Annotated in this window: 18 protein-coding genes; 7 read left to right on the forward strand and 11 right to left on the reverse strand. The window is 72.7% G+C overall.

What is annotated here, in order from left to right; all coding sequences use genetic code 11:
* Positions 1-31 precede the first annotated feature (31 nt).
* Entirely contained in the window at positions 32-925 is an 894-nt protein-coding gene (locus DEJ31_RS04695) for an alpha-E domain-containing protein (protein ID WP_111121292.1), read from the reverse strand.
* Between the two features lie 165 nt (positions 926-1090).
* Here DEJ31_RS04695 and DEJ31_RS04700 point away from each other — a divergent pair, with 165 nt between their 5' ends.
* Positions 1091-1597 carry a MarR family winged helix-turn-helix transcriptional regulator gene (locus DEJ31_RS04700; protein ID WP_110904092.1) on the forward strand — a complete coding sequence of 169 codons (507 nt, stop codon included), beginning with the start codon at positions 1091-1093 and terminating at the stop codon, positions 1595-1597.
* A 26-nt stretch (positions 1598-1623) separates the two neighbouring features.
* Positions 1624-1812, forward strand: a complete 189-nt coding sequence (locus DEJ31_RS04705; RefSeq protein ID WP_110904091.1) for a hypothetical protein — start codon at positions 1624-1626, stop codon at positions 1810-1812.
* 7 nt (positions 1813-1819) lie between these two features.
* Here DEJ31_RS04705 and DEJ31_RS04710 read toward each other — a convergent pair whose 3' ends face one another.
* From DEJ31_RS04710 to DEJ31_RS04735, 6 genes are all read right to left on the reverse strand, one after another.
* A complete protein-coding gene (locus DEJ31_RS04710) occupies positions 1820-2752 on the reverse strand; it encodes an NAD(P)-dependent oxidoreductase (RefSeq protein WP_375537611.1) in 933 nt (310 codons plus the stop codon).
* A 45-nt stretch (positions 2753-2797) separates the two neighbouring features.
* Positions 2798-3739, reverse strand: a complete 942-nt coding sequence (locus DEJ31_RS04715) for a M23 family metallopeptidase (protein WP_309147271.1) — start codon at positions 3737-3739, stop codon at positions 2798-2800.
* A 16-nt stretch (positions 3740-3755) separates the two neighbouring features.
* On the reverse strand, positions 3756-4157 hold the full coding sequence (locus DEJ31_RS17525) for a hypothetical protein (RefSeq protein ID WP_111121293.1): 402 nt from the start codon (positions 4155-4157) through the stop codon (positions 3756-3758).
* Between the two features lie 100 nt (positions 4158-4257).
* The gene (locus tag DEJ31_RS04725) at positions 4258-4998 is read right to left on the reverse strand and encodes a 1-acyl-sn-glycerol-3-phosphate acyltransferase (RefSeq protein ID WP_111121294.1); all 741 of its coding nucleotides are present in this window, start codon (positions 4996-4998) and stop codon (positions 4258-4260) included.
* A 73-nt stretch (positions 4999-5071) separates the two neighbouring features.
* Positions 5072-6931 (reverse strand): DNA helicase RecQ, encoded by a 1860-nt coding sequence (gene recQ, locus DEJ31_RS04730; RefSeq protein ID WP_111044745.1) that lies wholly within the window; start codon positions 6929-6931, stop codon positions 5072-5074.
* 9 nt (positions 6932-6940) lie between these two features.
* A complete protein-coding gene (locus tag DEJ31_RS04735) occupies positions 6941-8077 on the reverse strand; it encodes a CPBP family intramembrane glutamic endopeptidase (protein WP_146243096.1) in 1137 nt (378 codons plus the stop codon).
* A 36-nt stretch (positions 8078-8113) separates the two neighbouring features.
* On the opposite strand from DEJ31_RS04735, the gene DEJ31_RS04740 reads away from it, so the two are divergent.
* A complete protein-coding gene (locus DEJ31_RS04740) occupies positions 8114-9022 on the forward strand; it encodes an EamA family transporter (RefSeq protein ID WP_111121296.1) in 909 nt (302 codons plus the stop codon).
* A gap of 48 nt (positions 9023-9070) precedes the next feature.
* On the opposite strand, the gene DEJ31_RS04745 is transcribed toward DEJ31_RS04740, so the two are convergent.
* Complete coding sequence (locus tag DEJ31_RS04745) at positions 9071-9502, reverse strand: GNAT family acetyltransferase (protein WP_111044748.1); 432 nt, start codon at positions 9500-9502, stop codon at positions 9071-9073.
* Between the two features lie 133 nt (positions 9503-9635).
* On the opposite strand from DEJ31_RS04745, the gene DEJ31_RS04750 reads away from it, so the two are divergent.
* Positions 9636-10442, forward strand: coding sequence for a class E sortase (locus DEJ31_RS04750; RefSeq protein WP_258366151.1), 807 nt, complete (start codon positions 9636-9638; stop codon positions 10440-10442).
* A complete protein-coding gene (locus tag DEJ31_RS17150; protein WP_181433462.1) occupies positions 10439-10615 on the forward strand; it encodes a hypothetical protein in 177 nt (58 codons plus the stop codon). Before DEJ31_RS04750 ends, DEJ31_RS17150 begins: the two co-directional genes overlap by 4 nt.
* 19 nt (positions 10616-10634) lie before the next feature.
* On the opposite strand, the gene DEJ31_RS04755 is transcribed toward DEJ31_RS17150, so the two are convergent.
* Both DEJ31_RS04755 and DEJ31_RS04760 read right to left on the reverse strand, forming a co-directional pair.
* Entirely contained in the window at positions 10635-13679 is a 3045-nt protein-coding gene (locus DEJ31_RS04755) for an AAA family ATPase (protein ID WP_111121297.1), read from the reverse strand.
* Positions 13679-14848, reverse strand: coding sequence for an exonuclease SbcCD subunit D C-terminal domain-containing protein (locus DEJ31_RS04760; RefSeq protein ID WP_111121298.1), 1170 nt, complete (start codon positions 14846-14848; stop codon positions 13679-13681). The genes DEJ31_RS04755 and DEJ31_RS04760 overlap by 1 nt, the downstream gene beginning before the upstream one ends.
* A gap of 191 nt (positions 14849-15039) precedes the next feature.
* On the opposite strand from DEJ31_RS04760, the gene DEJ31_RS04765 reads away from it, so the two are divergent.
* Together DEJ31_RS04765 and DEJ31_RS04770 are read left to right on the forward strand one after the other, a co-directional pair.
* Positions 15040-15582, forward strand: a complete 543-nt coding sequence (locus DEJ31_RS04765) for a MarR family winged helix-turn-helix transcriptional regulator (RefSeq protein WP_181427419.1) — start codon at positions 15040-15042, stop codon at positions 15580-15582.
* Between the two features lie 26 nt (positions 15583-15608).
* Complete coding sequence (locus DEJ31_RS04770) at positions 15609-16121, forward strand: DinB family protein (protein WP_111044752.1); 513 nt, start codon at positions 15609-15611, stop codon at positions 16119-16121.
* 214 nt (positions 16122-16335) lie between these two features.
* Here the strand turns inward: DEJ31_RS04770 and DEJ31_RS04775 are convergent, their stop codons facing one another.
* A complete protein-coding gene (locus tag DEJ31_RS04775; protein WP_111121299.1) occupies positions 16336-18417 on the reverse strand; it encodes a DEAD/DEAH box helicase in 2082 nt (693 codons plus the stop codon).
* Positions 18418-18421 lie beyond the last annotated feature (4 nt).

Consider the following 18421-nt stretch of genomic DNA (forward strand, 5'->3'; position numbering starts at 1 on the left):
GGCTCCGGGGATCCTGACCGTGACCGCTGCGTCAGTGCGTCGGTTCGGGCGCGGTGAACACCCGGCGGTCGAGCGCAGCCGTGATCGTCTCCGCCGCTGCCGCCAGCCGGGAGCCCGCCGACCGTGCAGCGTCCACCGCGGTCTCCGGCGTCACCGTCTCGAGTTCGGCACGTGCCTCGCCGAACGCCCGGACCTCCGCCGCCAGGTGCACCCCGACGAGGTCGTCCAGGCACCCCTCACTGCGACGGGCCAGGAACAGCAGCGACCGGGGGCTGTGCTCGTCGAGCAGGAGGAACGTGGCAGCATCCGCGGTGGTGCTGCCGTGCCGGAACTCCCGGTGGAAGGCCTCGCCCGCTCCGCAGGCCCGCAGCGCGGTGGACCAGGAGGTCGCCGACCCCGGGTCGAGCAGGTCCGAGGCGAGCATCCGCGCGGTCACGGTCAACCGGGTCAGCGACCGGCCGAGCGTGAAGAACTCCCACACCTCGTCGCGGCTGACGTCCCCGTCGACCACGCCGACCGCCAGGGCGCTGCGCTCGCGCACCCAGCCGAGGAACTCGTGCGCCTTCTCGCCGACGACCTTGCGGGGCAGCCGGGAGCGCGTCGTGTTGAGGCAGTCCCACAACTCGGTGGACACGACATCCCGGGCACGACGGGCGTCGTCCCGAGCGACGGCGACGGCTGCAGCGATCGAGGCCGGTTCGTGGCGGTCCAGGGCCAGGGCGTCGAGGGTCGCCGAGGGGCTGAGGTCCGTGTCCGGCATCACCGCCGCACCGACCACCGCCCGGAGGTCCCGACCGAGCCCCGGGTCGTCGTCGGTCGAGGGATCCCGCCGGGCCAGGTGCACGTCGAGCAGGCGCGCGACGACATCCGTCCGCTCGACCGCGCCCCCGACACTGTGGACGCTCCTGGCGAGTCGGTTCAGCACGGCGACTCCTGCATGCGCTGAACCTACTGACGGCTCGTTGCCGGGGTGTTTCCGAGCCGCGTCACCGGTGTTGCGGGGGACACCGTCTGATGACTCCCTGGACGCTGAGCGTGCAACGCATCACGCTCGCTAGACAAACTAACTAGAGCGTCTAGCATTGCCCGTATGACTTCCGAGGTGACGACAGCAGCCCCGGGGTTCTGGTACGGCGAGGACTCCCGGGTCGACGCAGTGGACGTGTTGAACGCCCTGCGTCGCTACCGCACTGCCGAGAGCTCAGCCCAGCGTCGCGTGCGTGAAGAACTCGGGATCGGTGAGAACGCGTTGACGGCCCTGCGGGTGCTCGTCGACGCCGAGACCTCGGGGCGCACGGTCAACTCGAAGGAACTCGCGGAGCGCCTGGGCATCACCGCGGCGTCCACCTCGGCGCTCGTCGACCGCCTCGTCCGCTCCGGTCACGTCGAGCGGCACGCGGACCCGGCTGACCGTCGGGGTGTCATCCTCACCGCGACGGGCAAGTCGATGCGACGGGCACTCGCCGTGATCGGTGACCTGGACTCCCGCGCCGTCGAGGTCGCGCAGCACCTGCCGCCCGAGGACATGGCCGTCGTCGTCGCGTTCCTGCAGCAGATGGCCGGCGCGGTCGACGAGACCGACGGCGACGAGTACTGACCGAGCGCCCGGCGTACGCTGACACGATGCGCGAGCCCGAGGACGACATGCCCGCCTCCGAACTCGACGCCCGCGCGCGTGCCGACGCCGCACTCCGGCGGATCCGCGACGGGGCCGACCCCACTCGGGAGGCCTTCGACTTGGCGAACACGCTGAACGACGAGTCGGTCAGCCGGTTCGCCCGTCGCCTGCGGGACGTGTTCCGCCGGTCCTGACGAGCGGTCAGAACGCGGTGCCGACCGCCGCGATGTCGTCGCCACCGTGACCGGCCGCGCTGGCGTCCGCGTAGACCCGACCGAGGGCGTCCAGGAGGGTCGTGTCGACGTCCGAGTCGCGAGCGGCGTCGGTGATCAGGCCGATGTCCTTCCGGAGGCCGTCGAGCGCGAACTGTGCCGGGAACTGCCCCGAGATCATGGCGGCACCCTTGGTGTGGGCGTAGGCCGAGTCGCTGGCGGAGCCGTCGATCGCGTCGAGGAACAGCTGCGGGTCGAGCCCGAGCGCGCGGGCGATCGCCAACGACTGACCGGTCGCGGCGGTGATCGAGGCGATCCAGGCGTTCGCGGCCAGCTTCAACGCCGTGCCCTGACCGACCTGGTCCCCGGCACGGACGACCTTGGCACTGACGGCGTCCAGCACCGGCTCGACGACCGACACCGGGTCGTCTGCACCGGCGACGAGCATGGTCAGCTTGCCCTGCTCGGCCGGCGCCTTGGTGCCGAGCATCATCGCCTCGACCAGGGTGATGCCGTACTTCTGGGCGAGCTGCACGACGGTCTCGGTGCCGGCGACACCGATGGTCGACGCCTGCACCCACACGGCGTCCTGCGGAGCGTCCCCGGCAGCGTGCTCGAGGACGCCGGCCACCGCGTCGGTGTCGAACAGGGTCAGCAGGACGACCTGTGCCTGCGACACGGCGTCGGCAGCGTCGGCGGCCACCGCCGCCCCGGACTCGGCGAGCGGCCGTGCACGCTCCTCGGTCCGGTTCCACACCGTGACGTCGTGCCCAGCACGGAGCAGCGACTGCGCGACGCCTGTTCCCATCGCTCCGGTTCCCAACACCGACACGCGCACCGTGGTCTCCTCACCGTGTGGCTCCCTGCCACGACGAACTCGACGGTACGCGGCTCCCCGGGGTGCTGGCGCAGCGCCAGCCAGGTCGTGGACGACGGCGGCCTGACCCCCGTCGGTGCAGGAGGAGTGTCAGCGGAGGAGCCCCCGTGCGGAGAGCCACGGCTCCGGGTCGACCGGGTGGCCGCCGAGGATCACCTCGAAGTGCAGGTGTGGTCCGGTGGAGACCCCGGTGCTGCCCACTGCGCCGAGGTGTTCCCCCACGCTGACCGACTGCCCGGGTCGCACACCGATGACCGACAGGTGTCCGTAGCGGGTCTCGGTGCCGTCCGGGTGTCGGAGCAGCACCTGGTTGCCGTAGCCGCCCAGCACCCCCGCGGACACGACCGTGCCGGACATCACCGCGAACACGGGCGTCCCGGTCGCCGCGGCGAAGTCGGTGCCCTGGTGCCTCGTGGAGCAGGCAACACAGCCGGCGACGTTCCGCCCACCGAAGTTCCCCGCCGACGGGATGGTGCCGGCGACCGGGCGGGCCGCCGCCTGGGTGGACCCGGGCAGTCGGGTGAGGACCACCCCGTCCGTGGTCCGTCCGACGACGGTGAAGTCCGAACGCGTCAGGGCGTCCGGCGAGGTGCCGACCACGCGGAAGTCCTGGGACCGCGGAGCCGGTACGACCACCACGGTCGGCGCGGCGACGGCCGACTGCGGGGCTGCCTCCGTGACGAGCAGACAGGTCGTGATCGCGACCGACGTCAACGCCAGCCTGCGCCGCCCCCACCAGTGGTCACGGACGTCCTGCACAGCGGAGACGGCCGATGCGTGGACGAGGGCGACGGTGAGCGAGGCACGTGGCCGGAGCGGTCGCCGGGTCACGGCCGAGCCGGAGAGCCGGACCGCGGTGGCCCGGGCGGCGCGGAGCGGCCCACCCCGAGCGGCGGCGACATGAGCGGCCTCTTCGGCGGCCCGACGCGCTCGGCGGGATCCGTACTGGATCGGGGGCGTCGGGCTGGCCAAGGGCGTCGGGCTGGCCAGGGACGTCGGGCCGGCCAGGGACGTCGACCCGGTCGAGGACACGTCGCGGACCGCCCGATCAGACCCGGACGACACCGGTGGCGACGATCCGTTCGACCTCGACCGCGACGGCGTCGACCACCGCACGGGTGACCGCGTCGATGACCGCCTCGACCAGGGGGAGTTGCTCGCGGCAGACGACGTGCTCGCGTGCGAGCGAGGCTCGGAGGCTGGCGGGGATCCCGTCGATGACCTCCACGAGGTCAGCGGGGACGACGGGAGCGACGGGAGCGACGGGTGCCTCCGGAGCCAGGGCCGGCTCCGGAGCGGGGGCGTCGAGCGGTGATGCGGGCGTGCTGGCGACTGACAGGGCAGCGCTCGGCATGGTGAGGTCGGCGGGAGCGTCCGGACGAGCGGTCGGTGCTGGTCCGGAGCGCTCGCTCCGCCGGGCGATCGCGTCGAAGAGGGGCGTCGAGGACATGGTGGGCCTTTCCCTGGAGGAGTTCGGGTGACCCGCCGATGCTGATCCGGACGAGCCGGATCGAGCATAGTATTTGTATTTCACATCCGCAATAGCGCTCTCAGTCGGGCTGCCCGTCCCCGCGGTCGTCGTGCTGCAGCATCCGCTTCACCCGCTCGACGATGGTCGCCGGCGGCTCGTTGTACACGCCGGCAGGCTCCTGTCCGCTGAGGGCCTGGATCGCCGCGGTCACCGCGTCGGTCGCCTGCCGCCGTGCGCGACCCGAGGTCGCGGCACCGAAGCCGGAGAGGTCGATCGGCTCGCCGAACTCGATCCGCACCCGAGCGAGCCGGGGCAGGCTCGACCCGACGGGCTGCACGTCCTCGGTCCCGGTGAGCGCGACCGGGACGACCGGGGCTCCGCTCGTCAGGGCGAGCCAGGCGACACCGGTCCGCCCCTTGTAGAGACGACCGTCGAGCGACCGGGTGCCCTCGGGGTAGATCGCGAACGCCTCACCCGCCTGGAGACGGGCGAGACCGAGGTCGAGGGCCTGCTGCGCTGCGGCTCCCGCGCCCCGCTCGACGCCGATCGCGCCGATCCCCGAGAAGAACGCCCGCGAGAGCGCACCCCGGAAGCCCGTCCCGGTGAAGTACTCCTGCTTCGCGAGGAACGACACCTTCCGTGGCGCCAGCAGCGTGATCGTCGGCGAGTCGACGAAGGACCGGTGGTTGCTCGCGAGGATCACCGGACCGCGCTTCGGGACGTTCTTCCGGCCGACCACCTCAGGCCGCCACAGCAGTCGTGCGAGGGGCGCCACCACGGCGCGCCCGAGCACGGTGGCGGACTTCGTCGAACCGGTCACACGGCCTCCTGTCGGACGGGAGTTCCCGAGTGTAACGACGGGCCCGGGGGCAGCATGCCCCGAGCGGCATGGGTCAGACCATGGCCGCCACGACGTCCAGGACGGCCCGACCGTAGGACTCGAGCTTCGCCGCACCGACGCCGGAGATCTCGGACAGTTCGTCGAGGTCGGACGGCTTCACGGCGGCGATCCCGCGCAGGGTGGCGTCGTTGAACACCACGTACGCGGGCACCCCCTGCTCGCGGGCCTGCCCGGCGCGCCACTGCCGCAGGGACTCGAAGAGCGGCATGGCTTCCTGCGGCATGTCCGACACCACGGCAGAGCGCCGACTCCGACCGGCACGCGGGGCCTTCACCGGGTCGCGGCGCATCCGGACCTCGACCCGTCCGGCCAGGACCTCGGCGCTCGTCGGGCTGAGGACGAGCGTGCCGTACCCGTCACCGGACACGGCGACGTACCCCTGCGCGAGCAGCTGCCGGGCGACGGCCTTCCAGTCGGCGTCGGACAGGTCCTGGCCGATCCCGAACGTCGCGAGGGAGTCGTGTCCGAGCTCGGTCACGCGGGGCGACTGCTTGCCGGTGAGGATGTCCACCAGGTGGGCGACGCCGTAGCGCTGCCCACGCTCGCGGTCGAGCCGCACGATGGTCGAGAGCAGCTTCTGCGCGGGCACCGTGCCGTCCCACGACTCTGGCGGGGCCAGGCACGTGTCGCAGTTGCCGCACGCGGACGACTCCTGCCCGAAGTACGCGAGCAGGCGCACTCGACGGCACTCGATCGTCTCGCAGAGCGCGAGCATGGCGTCGAGGTGCGCGCTGAGCTGCCGGCGGTGTGCGGCGTCGCCCTCGGACTGGTCGATCATCCGCCGCTGCTGCACGACGTCGTTCAGTCCGTACGCCAGCCACGCGGTGGCGGGCAGGCCGTCGCGCCCGGCACGTCCGGTCTCCTGGTAGTAGCCCTCCACCGACTTCGGCATGTCGAGGTGCGCGACGAAGCGGACGTCGGGCTTGTCGATGCCCATGCCGAACGCGATCGTGGCGACCATGACGATGCCGTCCTCGCGGAGGAACTGCGCCTGGTTGCGCTCGCGCACCCGGGCGTCGAGACCGGCGTGGTACGGCAGCGCGGCGATGCCCTGCTGCACGAGCGCGGCGGCGGTCCGTTCGACCGAGTTGCGGGACAGGCAGTAGACGATGCCCGCGTCACCGCTGTGCTCGGTGCGGATGAAGGTCAGGAGCTGCTGCAGCGCCCCGGTCTTCGGCTCGATCCGGTACTGGATGTTCGGTCGGTCGAAGTCGGCGACGAAGTGCGCGGCGTCGTCGAGTCCGAGCCGGGCGGAGATCTCGCGGTGGGTCTGCGGGGTCGCCGTCGCCGTCAGGGCGATCCGGGGGACGTCCGGCCAGCGCTCGTGGAGCACGCTGAGTTCCAGGTAGTCCGGACGGAAGTCGTGCCCCCACTGCGCCACACAGTGCGCTTCGTCGATCGCGAAGAGTGCTATCCGGGCCCGGTCGAGCAGGGAGCGGGTGGACTCGATCTTCAGTCGCTCGGGAGCCAGGTAGAGCATGTCGACCTGGCCGGTGACGACGTCACGCTCGACCCGGGCACGCTCGTCCGGAGCCTGCGTGGAGTTGAGGAAGGCGGCCCGGACACCGTTGGCGGCGAGGGCGTCGACCTGGTCCTGCATGAGGGCGATCAGCGGCGAGACGACCACCCCGATGCCGTCGCGGACGAGGGACGGGACCTGGTAGCAGAGGGACTTGCCGCCACCGGTCGGCATGAGGACGAGGGCGTCGCCGCCGGCGACCACGCGGTCGATGATCCGGGCCTGTTCGCCGCGGAACGCGTCGTACCCCCACACCCGGTGGAGCACGTCGAGGGCAGCAGACCGGGAGCCTGCCGACTCGACGCCGGGCACAGCGACACCAGTCGAACTCATGCAAGGAGCCTACGGCCGCGGGCCGACACCACCGGACTTCTCCACAGGCGCACCGACACCCGCCAGCACCGGGTCGCCGGACGTGCCCGTCTCGTCGCTGCGGGCGGGCGCGATCGACCAGCCCGCGCCTCCCGGCCGGAGCCACTGGCGGCCACCCGCCCAGAGCGGCGTGCGCCCGCGGAACCGCGGCGCCTCCTGACCCGGGAACCGGCGGTCCAGCCGCCGCCAGTGCGCCATCAGCTCGACGAGCCCCCAGTACCCGACCGAGGTCGCGAGCGTCACGACGAAGCCCTGCCACGTGCCCTGCGCCCCCTCGCCGGTGAGGTCCACCTTCGACCACCCTGGCGCCTGCAGCACGAAGATCATGATGTTGTTGAGTGCGTGCTGGAGGACCGTCGCCTCGAGCCCCCCGGTCCGCAGCACGATGATCGCGGCGACCAGGCCGAACGAGCCGACGTCGAGGATGCCCCAGATGTTGTAGCCGTTCGGCACGTGCAGGACGGCGAACAGCACGGTCGACACCGCGACCGCGACGACCGCGCCGACGGCGCGGACCGGGATCCAGGAGCCGATCGTCTGCATGAGGAACCCGCGGAAGACGTACTCCTCGGCCGCGGCCTGGAACGGCACGAGCAGGACCACCAGCAGGATCGTCAGGGTCAGCGTCTGCAGCGTCACGGTCGACTGCCCGAGTTCAGCGGTGTTCCAGTGCAGGCCGCCATCGAACGCCAGGTACCCGAGGCCCTGGACCGCGAACATCACGATCGCGAGCACCAGGAGGGGCAGCAGGCACCAGCCGAGCCATCCCCAACGGATCCTGGTGCGCACCGACGACAGGAGCCCGTACGGACCGAGTCGGGCGATCTTCGCGGACAGCATGACCGCCGGCAGGAGCACCACGAGCGACACCAGCGTCAACGACAGGACCAGCGGATCGGTCGGGTCGAGCGCGCCGGCGGACAGCTTCTCCACCAGGTCGGTGACCCCGGCCTGTCCGCGCTGCGCGCCGATCGGGACGAAGTACGCGATCGTGATGACGACCTGCGACGCCAGGTAGAAGCCGAGGAACACCGCCACCGCGACCAGTGGCCGCCACCACCGCCAGTTCGCATCGACACGGGGCAACCGGTGGTAGGGAACGCTCACGCCGTGCAGAGTACCGGTGCGGGCAGGATGGGACCCGTGATCACCGTCCTGCTCGGCCTCGGCGGCGCCCTCGTCTACGGCGCCGCCGACTTCCTCGGTGGGCTCGCGTCGCGCCGGGTCCGACCCGTGACCGTCGCGGCCGTCGCGGCCCTGGTCGGCCTGGTGCCGCTGCTCGTCGGTTTCGCGGTCCTCGGCGGGCGGTTCTCCGGACCGGCCGCGGTCGCCGGCGTGGTCGCCGGGGCCTCCGGCGGGGTCGGCGTGCTCCTCCTCTACGCGGCGCTCGCGATCGGACCGATGAGCGTGCTGTCGCCGCTCACCGCCGTGTTCTCCGCGGTCGTCCCGGTCGTCGTCGCCCTGTTCCGAGGCACCGTGCTGTCACCGCTCGGGGTGGTCGCGCTCGTCGTGGCGGTGGTCGCGGTGGCGCTCGTCGCGGCCGTGCCCGATCCGGGAGGCGCTCGACTCACCCTCCGCGGTGTGGTCACCGCTGCGGTGGCCGGGTGCGGCTTCGGCGGTGTCGTCCTCGGCTACGACGCCGCACCCGCGGACTCCGGCGTCGCCACCCTGCTGGTCGCGCGGACGCTGCAGGTGGTGCTGCTCGGCACGGCGGCGCTGGTCACGCTGTGGATCCGGAAGGGAGGCTCGCCCGCCGTCACGACGACCACCGACGTCCGCCCCGCGGCCGGTCGGGTACGACCTCCGCGTGCCCTGGTGCTCGTGCTCGTCGGGTGCGGTGTGCTCGACGCGATGGCGAACGTGTTCATCCAGGCGGGGCTGCACTCGAGCGACGACCCCTCGACGCTGCCGGTGATCAGCGTCCTCAACGCGCTGTACCCGATCGGCACGGTGGTGCTCGCCGGCATCGTGCTCCGCGAACGGCTCACCGCACTGCAGACCACGGGGATCGGGCTGGCGTTCGCGGCGTCGGTCGGGCTCGCGCTGTCCTGACGGACCGGTTCCGCGCGATCCCGCCTGACCGTCCGCCTGCGGATCGGCTCAGGCCAGGTCGTCGCGGATCAGGCGTTTGCCCAGCGACACGGTGTGGTCGTCGGCGTACCCCAGCGACTCGTAGAACGCGATCACCCGCTCGTTCCCGGCGCGCACCTGCAGGTTGAGCTTGGGGCAGCCGAGGTCGGTGAGCAGCCGCTCGAACTCGCCCATCAGTCGCCGACCGAGTCCGCTGCCCTGCCGGTCCGGCGACACCGCCAGGTAGTTGACCCAGCCCCGGTGCCCGTCGAAACCGGCCATGCCGGCGGCGACCACGGCCTCCCGGTCGGTCGCCACCAGGAACAGCTCGGGCTGCACGGTGGCCTTCCGCGCGATGTCACGGCGTGGGTCGTTCCACGGACGGACCAGGCCGCAGGCCTCCCAGAGCGCGACGACGGCCTCGGTGTCGGCGGGGCGGAACGGACGGATGACGGACTCCATCTGCGCAACGGTACCGAGCATCCCGCCGTGGATCAGACGCCGATGCCGGACGGAGTTGTGGAAGGTGCCCGCAGCACGCCGTCGTCGTGGTCTGATAGACCTACTGCGCCGACCTCATCGATCCGGAGCCCCTGTGACCTCTCACGACACGCTGCCGTCGCGGCGCGATGCCCGCGACGACGACGGCACCGGACAGCCCCGACGTCGGCGTCCACGCCAGACCGTCGGCGGGACGCTCGTCGCCCTGCTCGCCGAGCTCCTGATCATCGCGGGTGCCGGGACCGGGCTCTACGTGATCTGGACCGCGTGGTGGACCGACGTCGTCGCGGTGAACGAGCAGACGAAGCTCGTGCAGACGCTCGACCAGCAGGAAACGAAGAAGGTCGTCGGCACCGAGCGCCGTGACGCAGCCCCCGTGCTCAGCGAACCGCCGGGGCTCTCCACGGTGTTCGGGACGATGCAGATCCCGCGCTTCGGCACCGACTACAACCGGCCCATCGGTGAGGGCACCGACCGCGAACAGGTCCTCAACACCATCGGCCTCGGCCACTACCAGGACACCGCGATGCCCGGCGCCGAGGGCAACTTCGCCGTCGCCGGCCACCGCGTCACCTACGGCAAGCCCCTGAACCAGATCGCCGACCTGAAGTCCGGCGATCCCATCGTCGTCCGGGTCACCGACGCGAAGACCAAGTTCGACGTCTGGTACGTCTACAAGGTCACCGACAGTCAGATCGTCACCCCCGACCACATCGAGACCATCGCACCGGTCCCGAACAAGCCCGGCGTGGAACCCTCCGCCGAGGACCGCTGGCTCACCCTCACCGCCTGCCACCCGATGTGGTCCGCCGCCCAGCGGTACGTCGTCCACGCGAAGATGGACTACTGGATGCAGGCGTCCGACGGCACGCCGAAGGAACTGACGGAGGCCGCCAAGTGATCTTCCCCCTCGTCTGGCGCGCGCTGCCCGGCCCCGCCGCCGTGAAGGTGCTGGAGCTGCTCGTGCTCCTCGTCGCCATCGTCTTCGTGCTCTTCACGTGGGTCTTCCCCTGGATCGCGGCCGACATCCTGCCACCGCCCGACGGGACCGTGGACGCGACACCGCACCCCTGACGCCCCGCGGGTGCTCCGGTCAGACCGTGGTCGTGACGCGTGAGCCGCCCTCAGGGGTCCGACGCACCGCGATGCGCTCCGGGATCCGCTGCTTGAGCTCCTCGACGTGACTGACGATGCCGACCTGGCGTCCGCCGGCGGTCAGGCGGGACAGCTGCCCGATGACGTCGTCGAGGGTCTCCGGGTCGAGGGTGCCGAAGCCCTCGTCGACGAACAGCGTGCCGAGCGACACCCCGCCGGCCTCGGCCTGCACGACGTCGGCGAGCCCGAGCGCCAGGCAGAGCGAGAACGTGAAGGTCTCGCCGCCGGACAGGCTCCGCGGGTCCCGCGTGCTGTCGGTCAGGTGGTCGCGGACGGCCAGCGCCAGCCCGGTCCGGCGAGCCCGGGTGCCGGACTCCCGCTCGTCGGAGGTCTCGAGGGTGAACCGACCGGCGAGCATCGCCCGAAGTCGGTCGTTGGCCGCGGCGACGACGTCCTCGAACCGGCGCATCAGCACGTAGGTGCCGAGCGTGATGCCGGTCGGGTTGACGTGGCCAGCGGCGGCGGCGATGTCGGCGAGGCGGACCACGGCCCGGCTCTCGGCGCTCGTGGTCGCTCGCGCGTGCACGGCCCGGGCCAGGCCGGTGGCGCACTCGTCGGCTGAGCTCGCTCGGTCGGCTGCGGCCGCGGCGGCCCGGGTGGCGTCGTCGAGGGCGACGGCAGCGGCGTCCCGTGCGCCTTGCGCGGCGTCCCGGTCGAGCACGGTACCCGGGCCCGTCCCCGTCGACGAGTCGGCGGCGGCAGCGACCACCGCGGGCTCGGCGAGCCCGGCCTCCACCACGGCCTGCTCGCGGTCCGCCGCGGCGACGATCCCGCGCAACCGGTCGGCGTCGGTCCGGCTGAGCGCGGCCGCGCGGGCAGCGGTGACTTCGGTGAAGCCCTGGGCCTGCAGTGCGGCGTCGACCTCGGCCTTACGGTCGGCGACCTCGCGCTCGGCGGCGGTCACGCGGTCGTCGAGGTCGGCCACCGTGCGGAGGACCATCCCGGCTGCGGCGACCCGCGCGACGACCTCGGCGAGGGTCGAGCCGTCGCGGGCGTCGACCTCGGCCGCGGCCCGCGCCTCGGTCCCCGCACCCGCCGCGACGGCCTGCTCGAGCACCAGGCGGACGCTGCATCGGGCCTCGTCGACACGGGCCCGGTCCTCGTCCAGGCGGGACCGGTCGCCCTCGATCCGGTCGGCGAGCAGTCGGCTCCGGGTGACCAGGTCCGTGTGGTCGTCCTCGAGCGCGCGGGTCGCGCGGTCGTGGGCCTGCAGCCGTCGCTCGTGCTCCTGGACCGCGGCGGCCGCAGCACGGGCGGTGGCCAGTCGAGCGTCGGCGTCGGTGCGCTGCCGGGCGACCGAGTCGTCGTCGTGCTCACCGACGGCCTCGGTCAGCCGGAGGAGTTCCGCCCGGGCGACGGCGTGGTCGGCGGTCGCGGCCGCGAGGGCCCGCTCGGCGTCGGCGCGTGCCGCGGCGGCGTCGTCGATCTGGTCGGCGCTCGGGTGGTCGTCCTGCGGCCGGGCCACGGCCGGGTGCTCGACGGCACCGCACACCGGGCAGGGGTCGCCGGCGACGAGCGCTGCGCCGAGTTCGCCGGCGAGCCCGGCGATGCGTCGGGCCCGCAGGTCGTTCTCGGTGGCGAGGGCGGCAGCGGCCGTCGTGGCGGCCTGTGTCACGGCAGCGGCCAGGTCCGACGTCCGTCCGGACGCGACCCGGTGCGCGGCGAGCAGGACGGCCAGCTCCTGCGCCGCCTCCACCGCGCGTTCGGCGGCGGGCGCGTCGGCAGCGGCTGCCGCGGACCGTCCGGCGGCCAGGACGATCTCGGCACGCTCGTCCGGCCGCACCGCGAGCGCGGTGGCCGCCTCGGCGAGCCGGGTCTGCGTCCGCTCGAGGTCGGTCGTGGCCGTCCGCACGGCGGAGACCCGCTGGTCGATGGACCGCTCGAGGTCGACCGGGTGTCGGACCTCGGACCGGACCGCCGCGAGCCGGTCATGCGTTTCCCGCGGTACGGGATCCGTGACCTCGTGCCGGTCACGCACGGCGGAGCGTTCCCCGACCAGCGCCGTCAGGCGGTCCTCGGCTGCGGCCGCTCCGTCCGCGACGGCGACGACCACCGCGGCGTGGTCGGCGAGGCCCAGGGCGGTGCGGTGTCCGGCGACCGCCGCGGCGTCGGCGGCGAGGGCCTCCTGACGGGCGAGCAGTGCGCGTCGTCGGTCGACGGCGGCGAGCCGCGTGGTCACGTCGTGCAGGTGGGCGACGGCGTGTTCGGCATCGGCCCGGGCACGCGTCTGCGCCTGCTCGAGCTCGGTCGCCGTCCGGTGCAGCGTGGCGACCACGTCGGTGGCGGTGGACTCGTCGGCATCGTCGTCCCCGGACGCTTGCCGGAACCGCCCGAGGGCGTCCCGTACCCGGGCGTCGGCTGCCTCGACCTCCGCGACGGCCGTGCGGCGCCGGGCGGCGAGCTCGTCGGCGGTCCGGTCGTAGATCGCGGTGCCGAACAGCGACTGCAGGAGTTTCCGGCGGTCTTCGCCGGGGGCGCGGAGGAACCGCGCGAACTCCCCCTGCGGCAGGACCACGGTCTGCAGGAACTGGTCCCGGTTCAGCCCGACCACGCGGGCGATCTCGACGCCGATCTCCGGCGCCCGGTGCGACATCGGCTCGCCGACCAGGTCGGACGGGTCGGCCAGCCGGAGGAGCTGCGCCGAGGACTGCTGCCGGATCGTGCCGGTCCCCCGCTGCTTCGGGCGGTCGTACGGCGGGGTGCGGCGGACGCGGTACACCCCGGCGCTCGTCTCGAAGACCAGGTCGACGAAGGGCTCCACCCTGGGGTCGGCGTGCTGGCTGTGCAGGCGGTCGGTGCTGGCGTCGCTGCCGGCGAGCCCGCCGTAGAGGGCGTAGACGACGGCGTCGATGATGGTCGACTTGCCGGAACCCGTCGGCCCCTCGAGCAGGAACACCCCCGAGGCGGCGAGGGACGCGAAGTCGATCGACACCAGGTCCGGGTAGGGACCGACAGCGCGGAGTTCCAGGCGGTGCAGGTACATCAGCGCGCCCCCTGCTCGGCGAGCGCGGCGGCCGCGGACTCGTACGCGTCGCGGAGGATCGCGAGCTCGACCTCGTCCGGCGCACCACCCGTCGCGTAGGTGACGAAGTCGGCGGCGACCTCCACCGGGTCGCTCGTCGCACTGACCGTCCGCGCAGCCGAGCGCTCCGGGGCGACCGCGGGCTCGTGCGTGATCGCGAGCGCGTGCGGGAAGCGGTCCTTCACGCGGGCGTACAACCGCTCCGGGTGCACGGTGTCGGTGACGGCGACCCGGACCCAGGCGTCGACGTGTTCGGCGAAGGCCCCGGACTCGATCTGCCCGATGCTGCCGCGGACGTCCACGAGCCGTCGGGGCACCGGGGTCGGCAGGAGGTCCACCGTCACGGACCCGTCCGCTGCCAGCTCGACGAGGGTCACGGACTTGGTGTGGTTCCGCTCGCCGAACGAGAACGCCAGCGGCGAGCCCGCGTACCGGATGCGGTCCCCCGCCCCGACCCGCTGTGGTCCGTGCAGGTGTCCGAGGGCGACGTAGTCGATGCCGTCGAAGGTGGACTCGGCGACCCGGTCGACCCCGCCGACCCGAATGTCCTGCTCGCTGTCGCTGGCCAGGGCACCACCGACGAAGGCGTGCGCGACGACGACCGAACGCGTGCCCGGGCGACCGGCGAGGTCGGCTCGGACCAGGTCCGTCGCGGCCCCGACGACCGCCTGGTGCGAGCGGGCGAGTGGCTCGTCCGGCACCGGGGCGAGCGCGTAGCGGACCATGTCGGGCTGCAGGTAGGGCAGGCCGTACACGGCGACCGGGCCACCCCCGTCGGCGGCGTCCACCAGCACCGGTTCCGCCAGTCGGGACGGCTCGGCGAGGATCCGCACGCGGTCGCTCATCACGCCGGCGCCGAACCCGAGTCGGACGGCGGAGTCGTGGTTGCCGGGCGTCACGACGACCGTCGCCGTCTCGGACAGGCGTTCGAGCACGCGCGAGAGCATCCGGACCGCCTCCACCGGCGGGATGGCCCGGTCGTAGACGTCGCCGGCGACCACGACCAGGTCGACCGCGCGCTCGCGGACCACCTGCACGAGGTGGTCGAGGAACGCCGCCTGGTGCTCGAGCAGGTCCGCCCCGAGCAGCGTGCGTCCGAGGTGCCAGTCGCCCGTGTGCAGGATCCGCATGCGAGCCACGGTAACGGCCGCCGGGGACATCGCCGGGCGCCCCCTCCTGTTGGGGGTGGAACGCACAGGCACGAAGGCGCAGCATGATGACCACGGCGACTGTCCCGAGTCGCCCGTCGACCGTCCACCGCGGTCCCTGGCGAGAAGAGCGACACCCCCGCATGCGCGACTCCCGAGCGCCCGTCCCCATCGTGCCTGAAGTACTGCCCGACGCGCTGCCCGATCCGCTGTCCGGTGCCCTGCCGGTGCCCGTGAGCCCGGACGTGCAGCCCACCCCGCCGGTCCCCGCCGCCGCCGAGGACGACCTCGCCGACCTCATGGTCGCGTTCCGCTCGTTCCAGATGCACCACGCCCGTGTGCTCGCCCGCGAGAGCGCCGCGCGCGGACTCAACGCGACCGACACCCGCTTCGTGCTCTTCCTGGCCGCCACCGGCACGGGCGTCACCCCGAAGCAGGCCGGCGAGCACCTGGAACTGTCCACGGGCGCGATGACCTCGCTGATCGACCGGCTCGAGCGGCACGGGCACATCCGCCGTGGGCCGAACCCGGACGACCGCCGCAGTCTGCTGCTCCGCCTCACCCCGTCCGGTGCCGCGGTCGCGCAGCAGATCGGTGGCGTCTACTCGGCGGCTGCCCGGGAGGTCGTCGCCCCCGCTGACCGCGCCCGCCTCGCCACCCAGTTCACGCTCCTCGGCGAAGCCCTCGCCCGCCACTCCCGAGCCGCCAGCCTCTGACCGAGGTGCGGCGTACGGTCGGACTCATGACCACTCCCGCCGAACTCCTCGTCGAAGCGTTCTCCCGCGTACCCGAGACCGTCGGACGTGCCGTCGACGGCCTGTCGGAAGACCAGCTCGCCTCCCGCCCGGCCGCCGGTGCCAACACGCTCGCCTGGCTCGCCTGGCACATCGCCCGCGGTCAGGACTCGCAGATCGCCGCTCTCGCCGGCACCGAACAGGTCTGGACGGCCGACGGCTGGGTCGAGCGCTTCGGCCTGCCGTTCCCCGCCGAGGCGCTCGGGTACGGCATGTCCCGTGACGACGTCGGCCGTGTCCGCGCGTCGGCCGAGCTCCTGACCGGGTACCTCGGCGCGGTGCACGAGCGCACCGTCGCCTACCTGCACACCCTGTCGCCCGAGGACTTCGAGACCGTCGTCGACGAGGCCTGGGATCCGCCGGTGACCGTCGGCGTGCGCCTGGTCAGCATCCTCGACGACTGCGTCCAGCACGCCGGACAGGCGGGCTACGCGCGCGGCGTGCTGTTCTTCAACCGCTGACACGACGGACGGGAGGCACGGTACCAGCTGGTACCGTCCCTCCAGGCACGGCCGCCACGCCGCTGGCGCGTCGTGTCGGAACCGGCTGGTGGGGCCCACCTCCCGTCCGTCGAGTGGTCGTTCCGGACGCCGCGTCGTGGTCGAGACGCCGCCGTTCCCGGCGGCGTCTCACGAGTTCGGCGGTGTCTCGCAGAGACGCCGGCGTCTCACGAGCTCAGCGCGCGGCGAGCTCCGCGAGGATGCGGTCGCCGGGACCGCTCTCGACGAGGTCGGCCTGGATCTCGGCGTGCTCGAGGATGCCCTCGATCTTCCGGCGACGGCTGCGCGGGACGATGGTGACGACCGTGCCCTCCTTGCCGGCACGACCGGTACGACCGGAGCGGTGCATGTACGCCTTGTAGTCGTCCGGCGCGTCGGCCTGCACGACGAGCGAGATGTCGTCGACGTGGATACCGCGCGCCGCGACGTCCGTGGCGACGAGCACGTTCACCCGGCCGCTGGTGAGCAGCGACAGGTTGCGCGTGCGGCGTGACTGGTTGAGGTCACCGTGCAGCGAGGTCGCGCGGATGCCAGCGTCCTCGAACTGCTCGGCGAGACGCTCGGCGTAGGCGCGGGTGCGGGCGAAGACGATGGTCTTGCCCTCGCCGGCGACGAGCTCCTCGAGGACGCGGTCCTTGTCGCGCTGCTCGACCACGAGCACGCGGTGGTCGATGGTCGAGGACGCCTGATCCTCACCCGCGACCTCGTGGACGCTCGGCTCGTGCAGGAACTGCTCGACGAGCGCGGCGACCTGGGTGTCGAGCGTCGCGCTGAACAGCAGCTTCTGGGCGCGGTTGCCCTGCGGGGTGACCTCGGCCGTGGCGCGGAGGATCTCCTGCACCGGCTCGAGGAACCCGAGGTCGCACATGTGGTCGGCCTCGTCGAGGACGGAGATGACGACCTCACTGAGGTCGAGCTTCCCCTTGTTCAGGAGATCCTGCACACGACCCGGCGTGCCGACGATGATGTCGACGCCACGCTCGAGAGCACCCTCCTGACGGCCGTACGGGACGCCGCCGTAGATCTGCGTCGTGAAGAGGCCCACCGAGCGGGCGATCGGCTGCACGGTGCGGTCGATCTGCAGGGCGAGTTCGCGGGTCGGCGCGAGGATGAGCGCACGCGGAGCGCGGCCCATCTTCCGCTTCATGCCGCCGCCGTGCTCCATGAGCTTCTCGACGAGCGGGGCGCCGAACGCGATGGTCTTGCCGGAGCCCGTGCGACCGCGGCCGAGGACGTCCTTGCCGGCGAGCACGTCGGGGATCGTCGCCGCCTGGATCGGGAACGGGCTCGCTGCGCCGAGCTCGGCCAGGGCACGGGAGATGTTCCCGCCGATGCCGAGATCGCCGAAGGTCACACCGTCGACGTCGGCGGCGATGGTCGCCTCGGCCTGCAGCTTCTCGAGCTTGACGTCGTCCGCGGGGACGAACGGGGTGCGCTCGGTCGAGCGGTCGGAGCTGCGCGGGGCGCGGTCGTCACGGTCGAAACGGCGCGGCGCACGGTCGTCCTCACGACGAGGGGCGCGGTCGTTGCGGTCGAACGAACGGGGTGCACGCTCGTCACGGTCGAAGCGACGCGGACGGTCGTCGCTGTCACGACGAGGGGCACGGTCGTTGCGGTCGAACGAACGGGGTGCGCGCTCGTCACGGTCGAAGCGACGCGGGGCACGGTCGTTGTCGTCACGACGAGGGGCACGGTCGTTGCGGTCGAACGAACGGGGTGCGCGCTCGTCACGGTCGAAACGACGCGGCGCACGGTCGTTGTCGTCACGACGAGGGGCACGGTCGTTGCGGTCGAACGAACGGGGTGCACGCTCGTCACGGTCGAAACGACGCGGCGCACGGTCGTTGTCGTCACGACGAGGGGCACGGTCGTTGCGGTCGAACGAACGGGGTGCACGCTCGTCACGGTCGAAGCGACGCGGGGCACGGTCGTTGTCGTCACGACGAGGGGCACGGTCGTTGCGGTCGAACGAACGCGGGGCACGGTCGTCGCCGCGTGCGGGACGGCCCGCACCGCGGGGTTCCCACGCCGGACGGCTGCCGCGGCTGTCACGCGGCTCCCAGTTCGGGCGCTCGCCCGACGAGGGACGGGAGCGACGCTCTTCGGCGTCCCAGCGCTGCTTCTGGCGCGGCGCGGTGGGCTCGGGGGCTCGGAAGCCGCGGTGCTTGGCACTGCGAGCGGCAGGGGTGCCGTTCGGGTGACGAGCGCGGTCGGAACGGTCGGCGCGGGAGTTCGCGCCCTTGTCGTACGGGGCCATGTGT

It is taken from the genome of Curtobacterium sp. MCPF17_031, from assembly GCF_003234035.1.
Taxonomy (GTDB): Bacteria; Actinomycetota; Actinomycetes; order Actinomycetales; family Microbacteriaceae; genus Curtobacterium.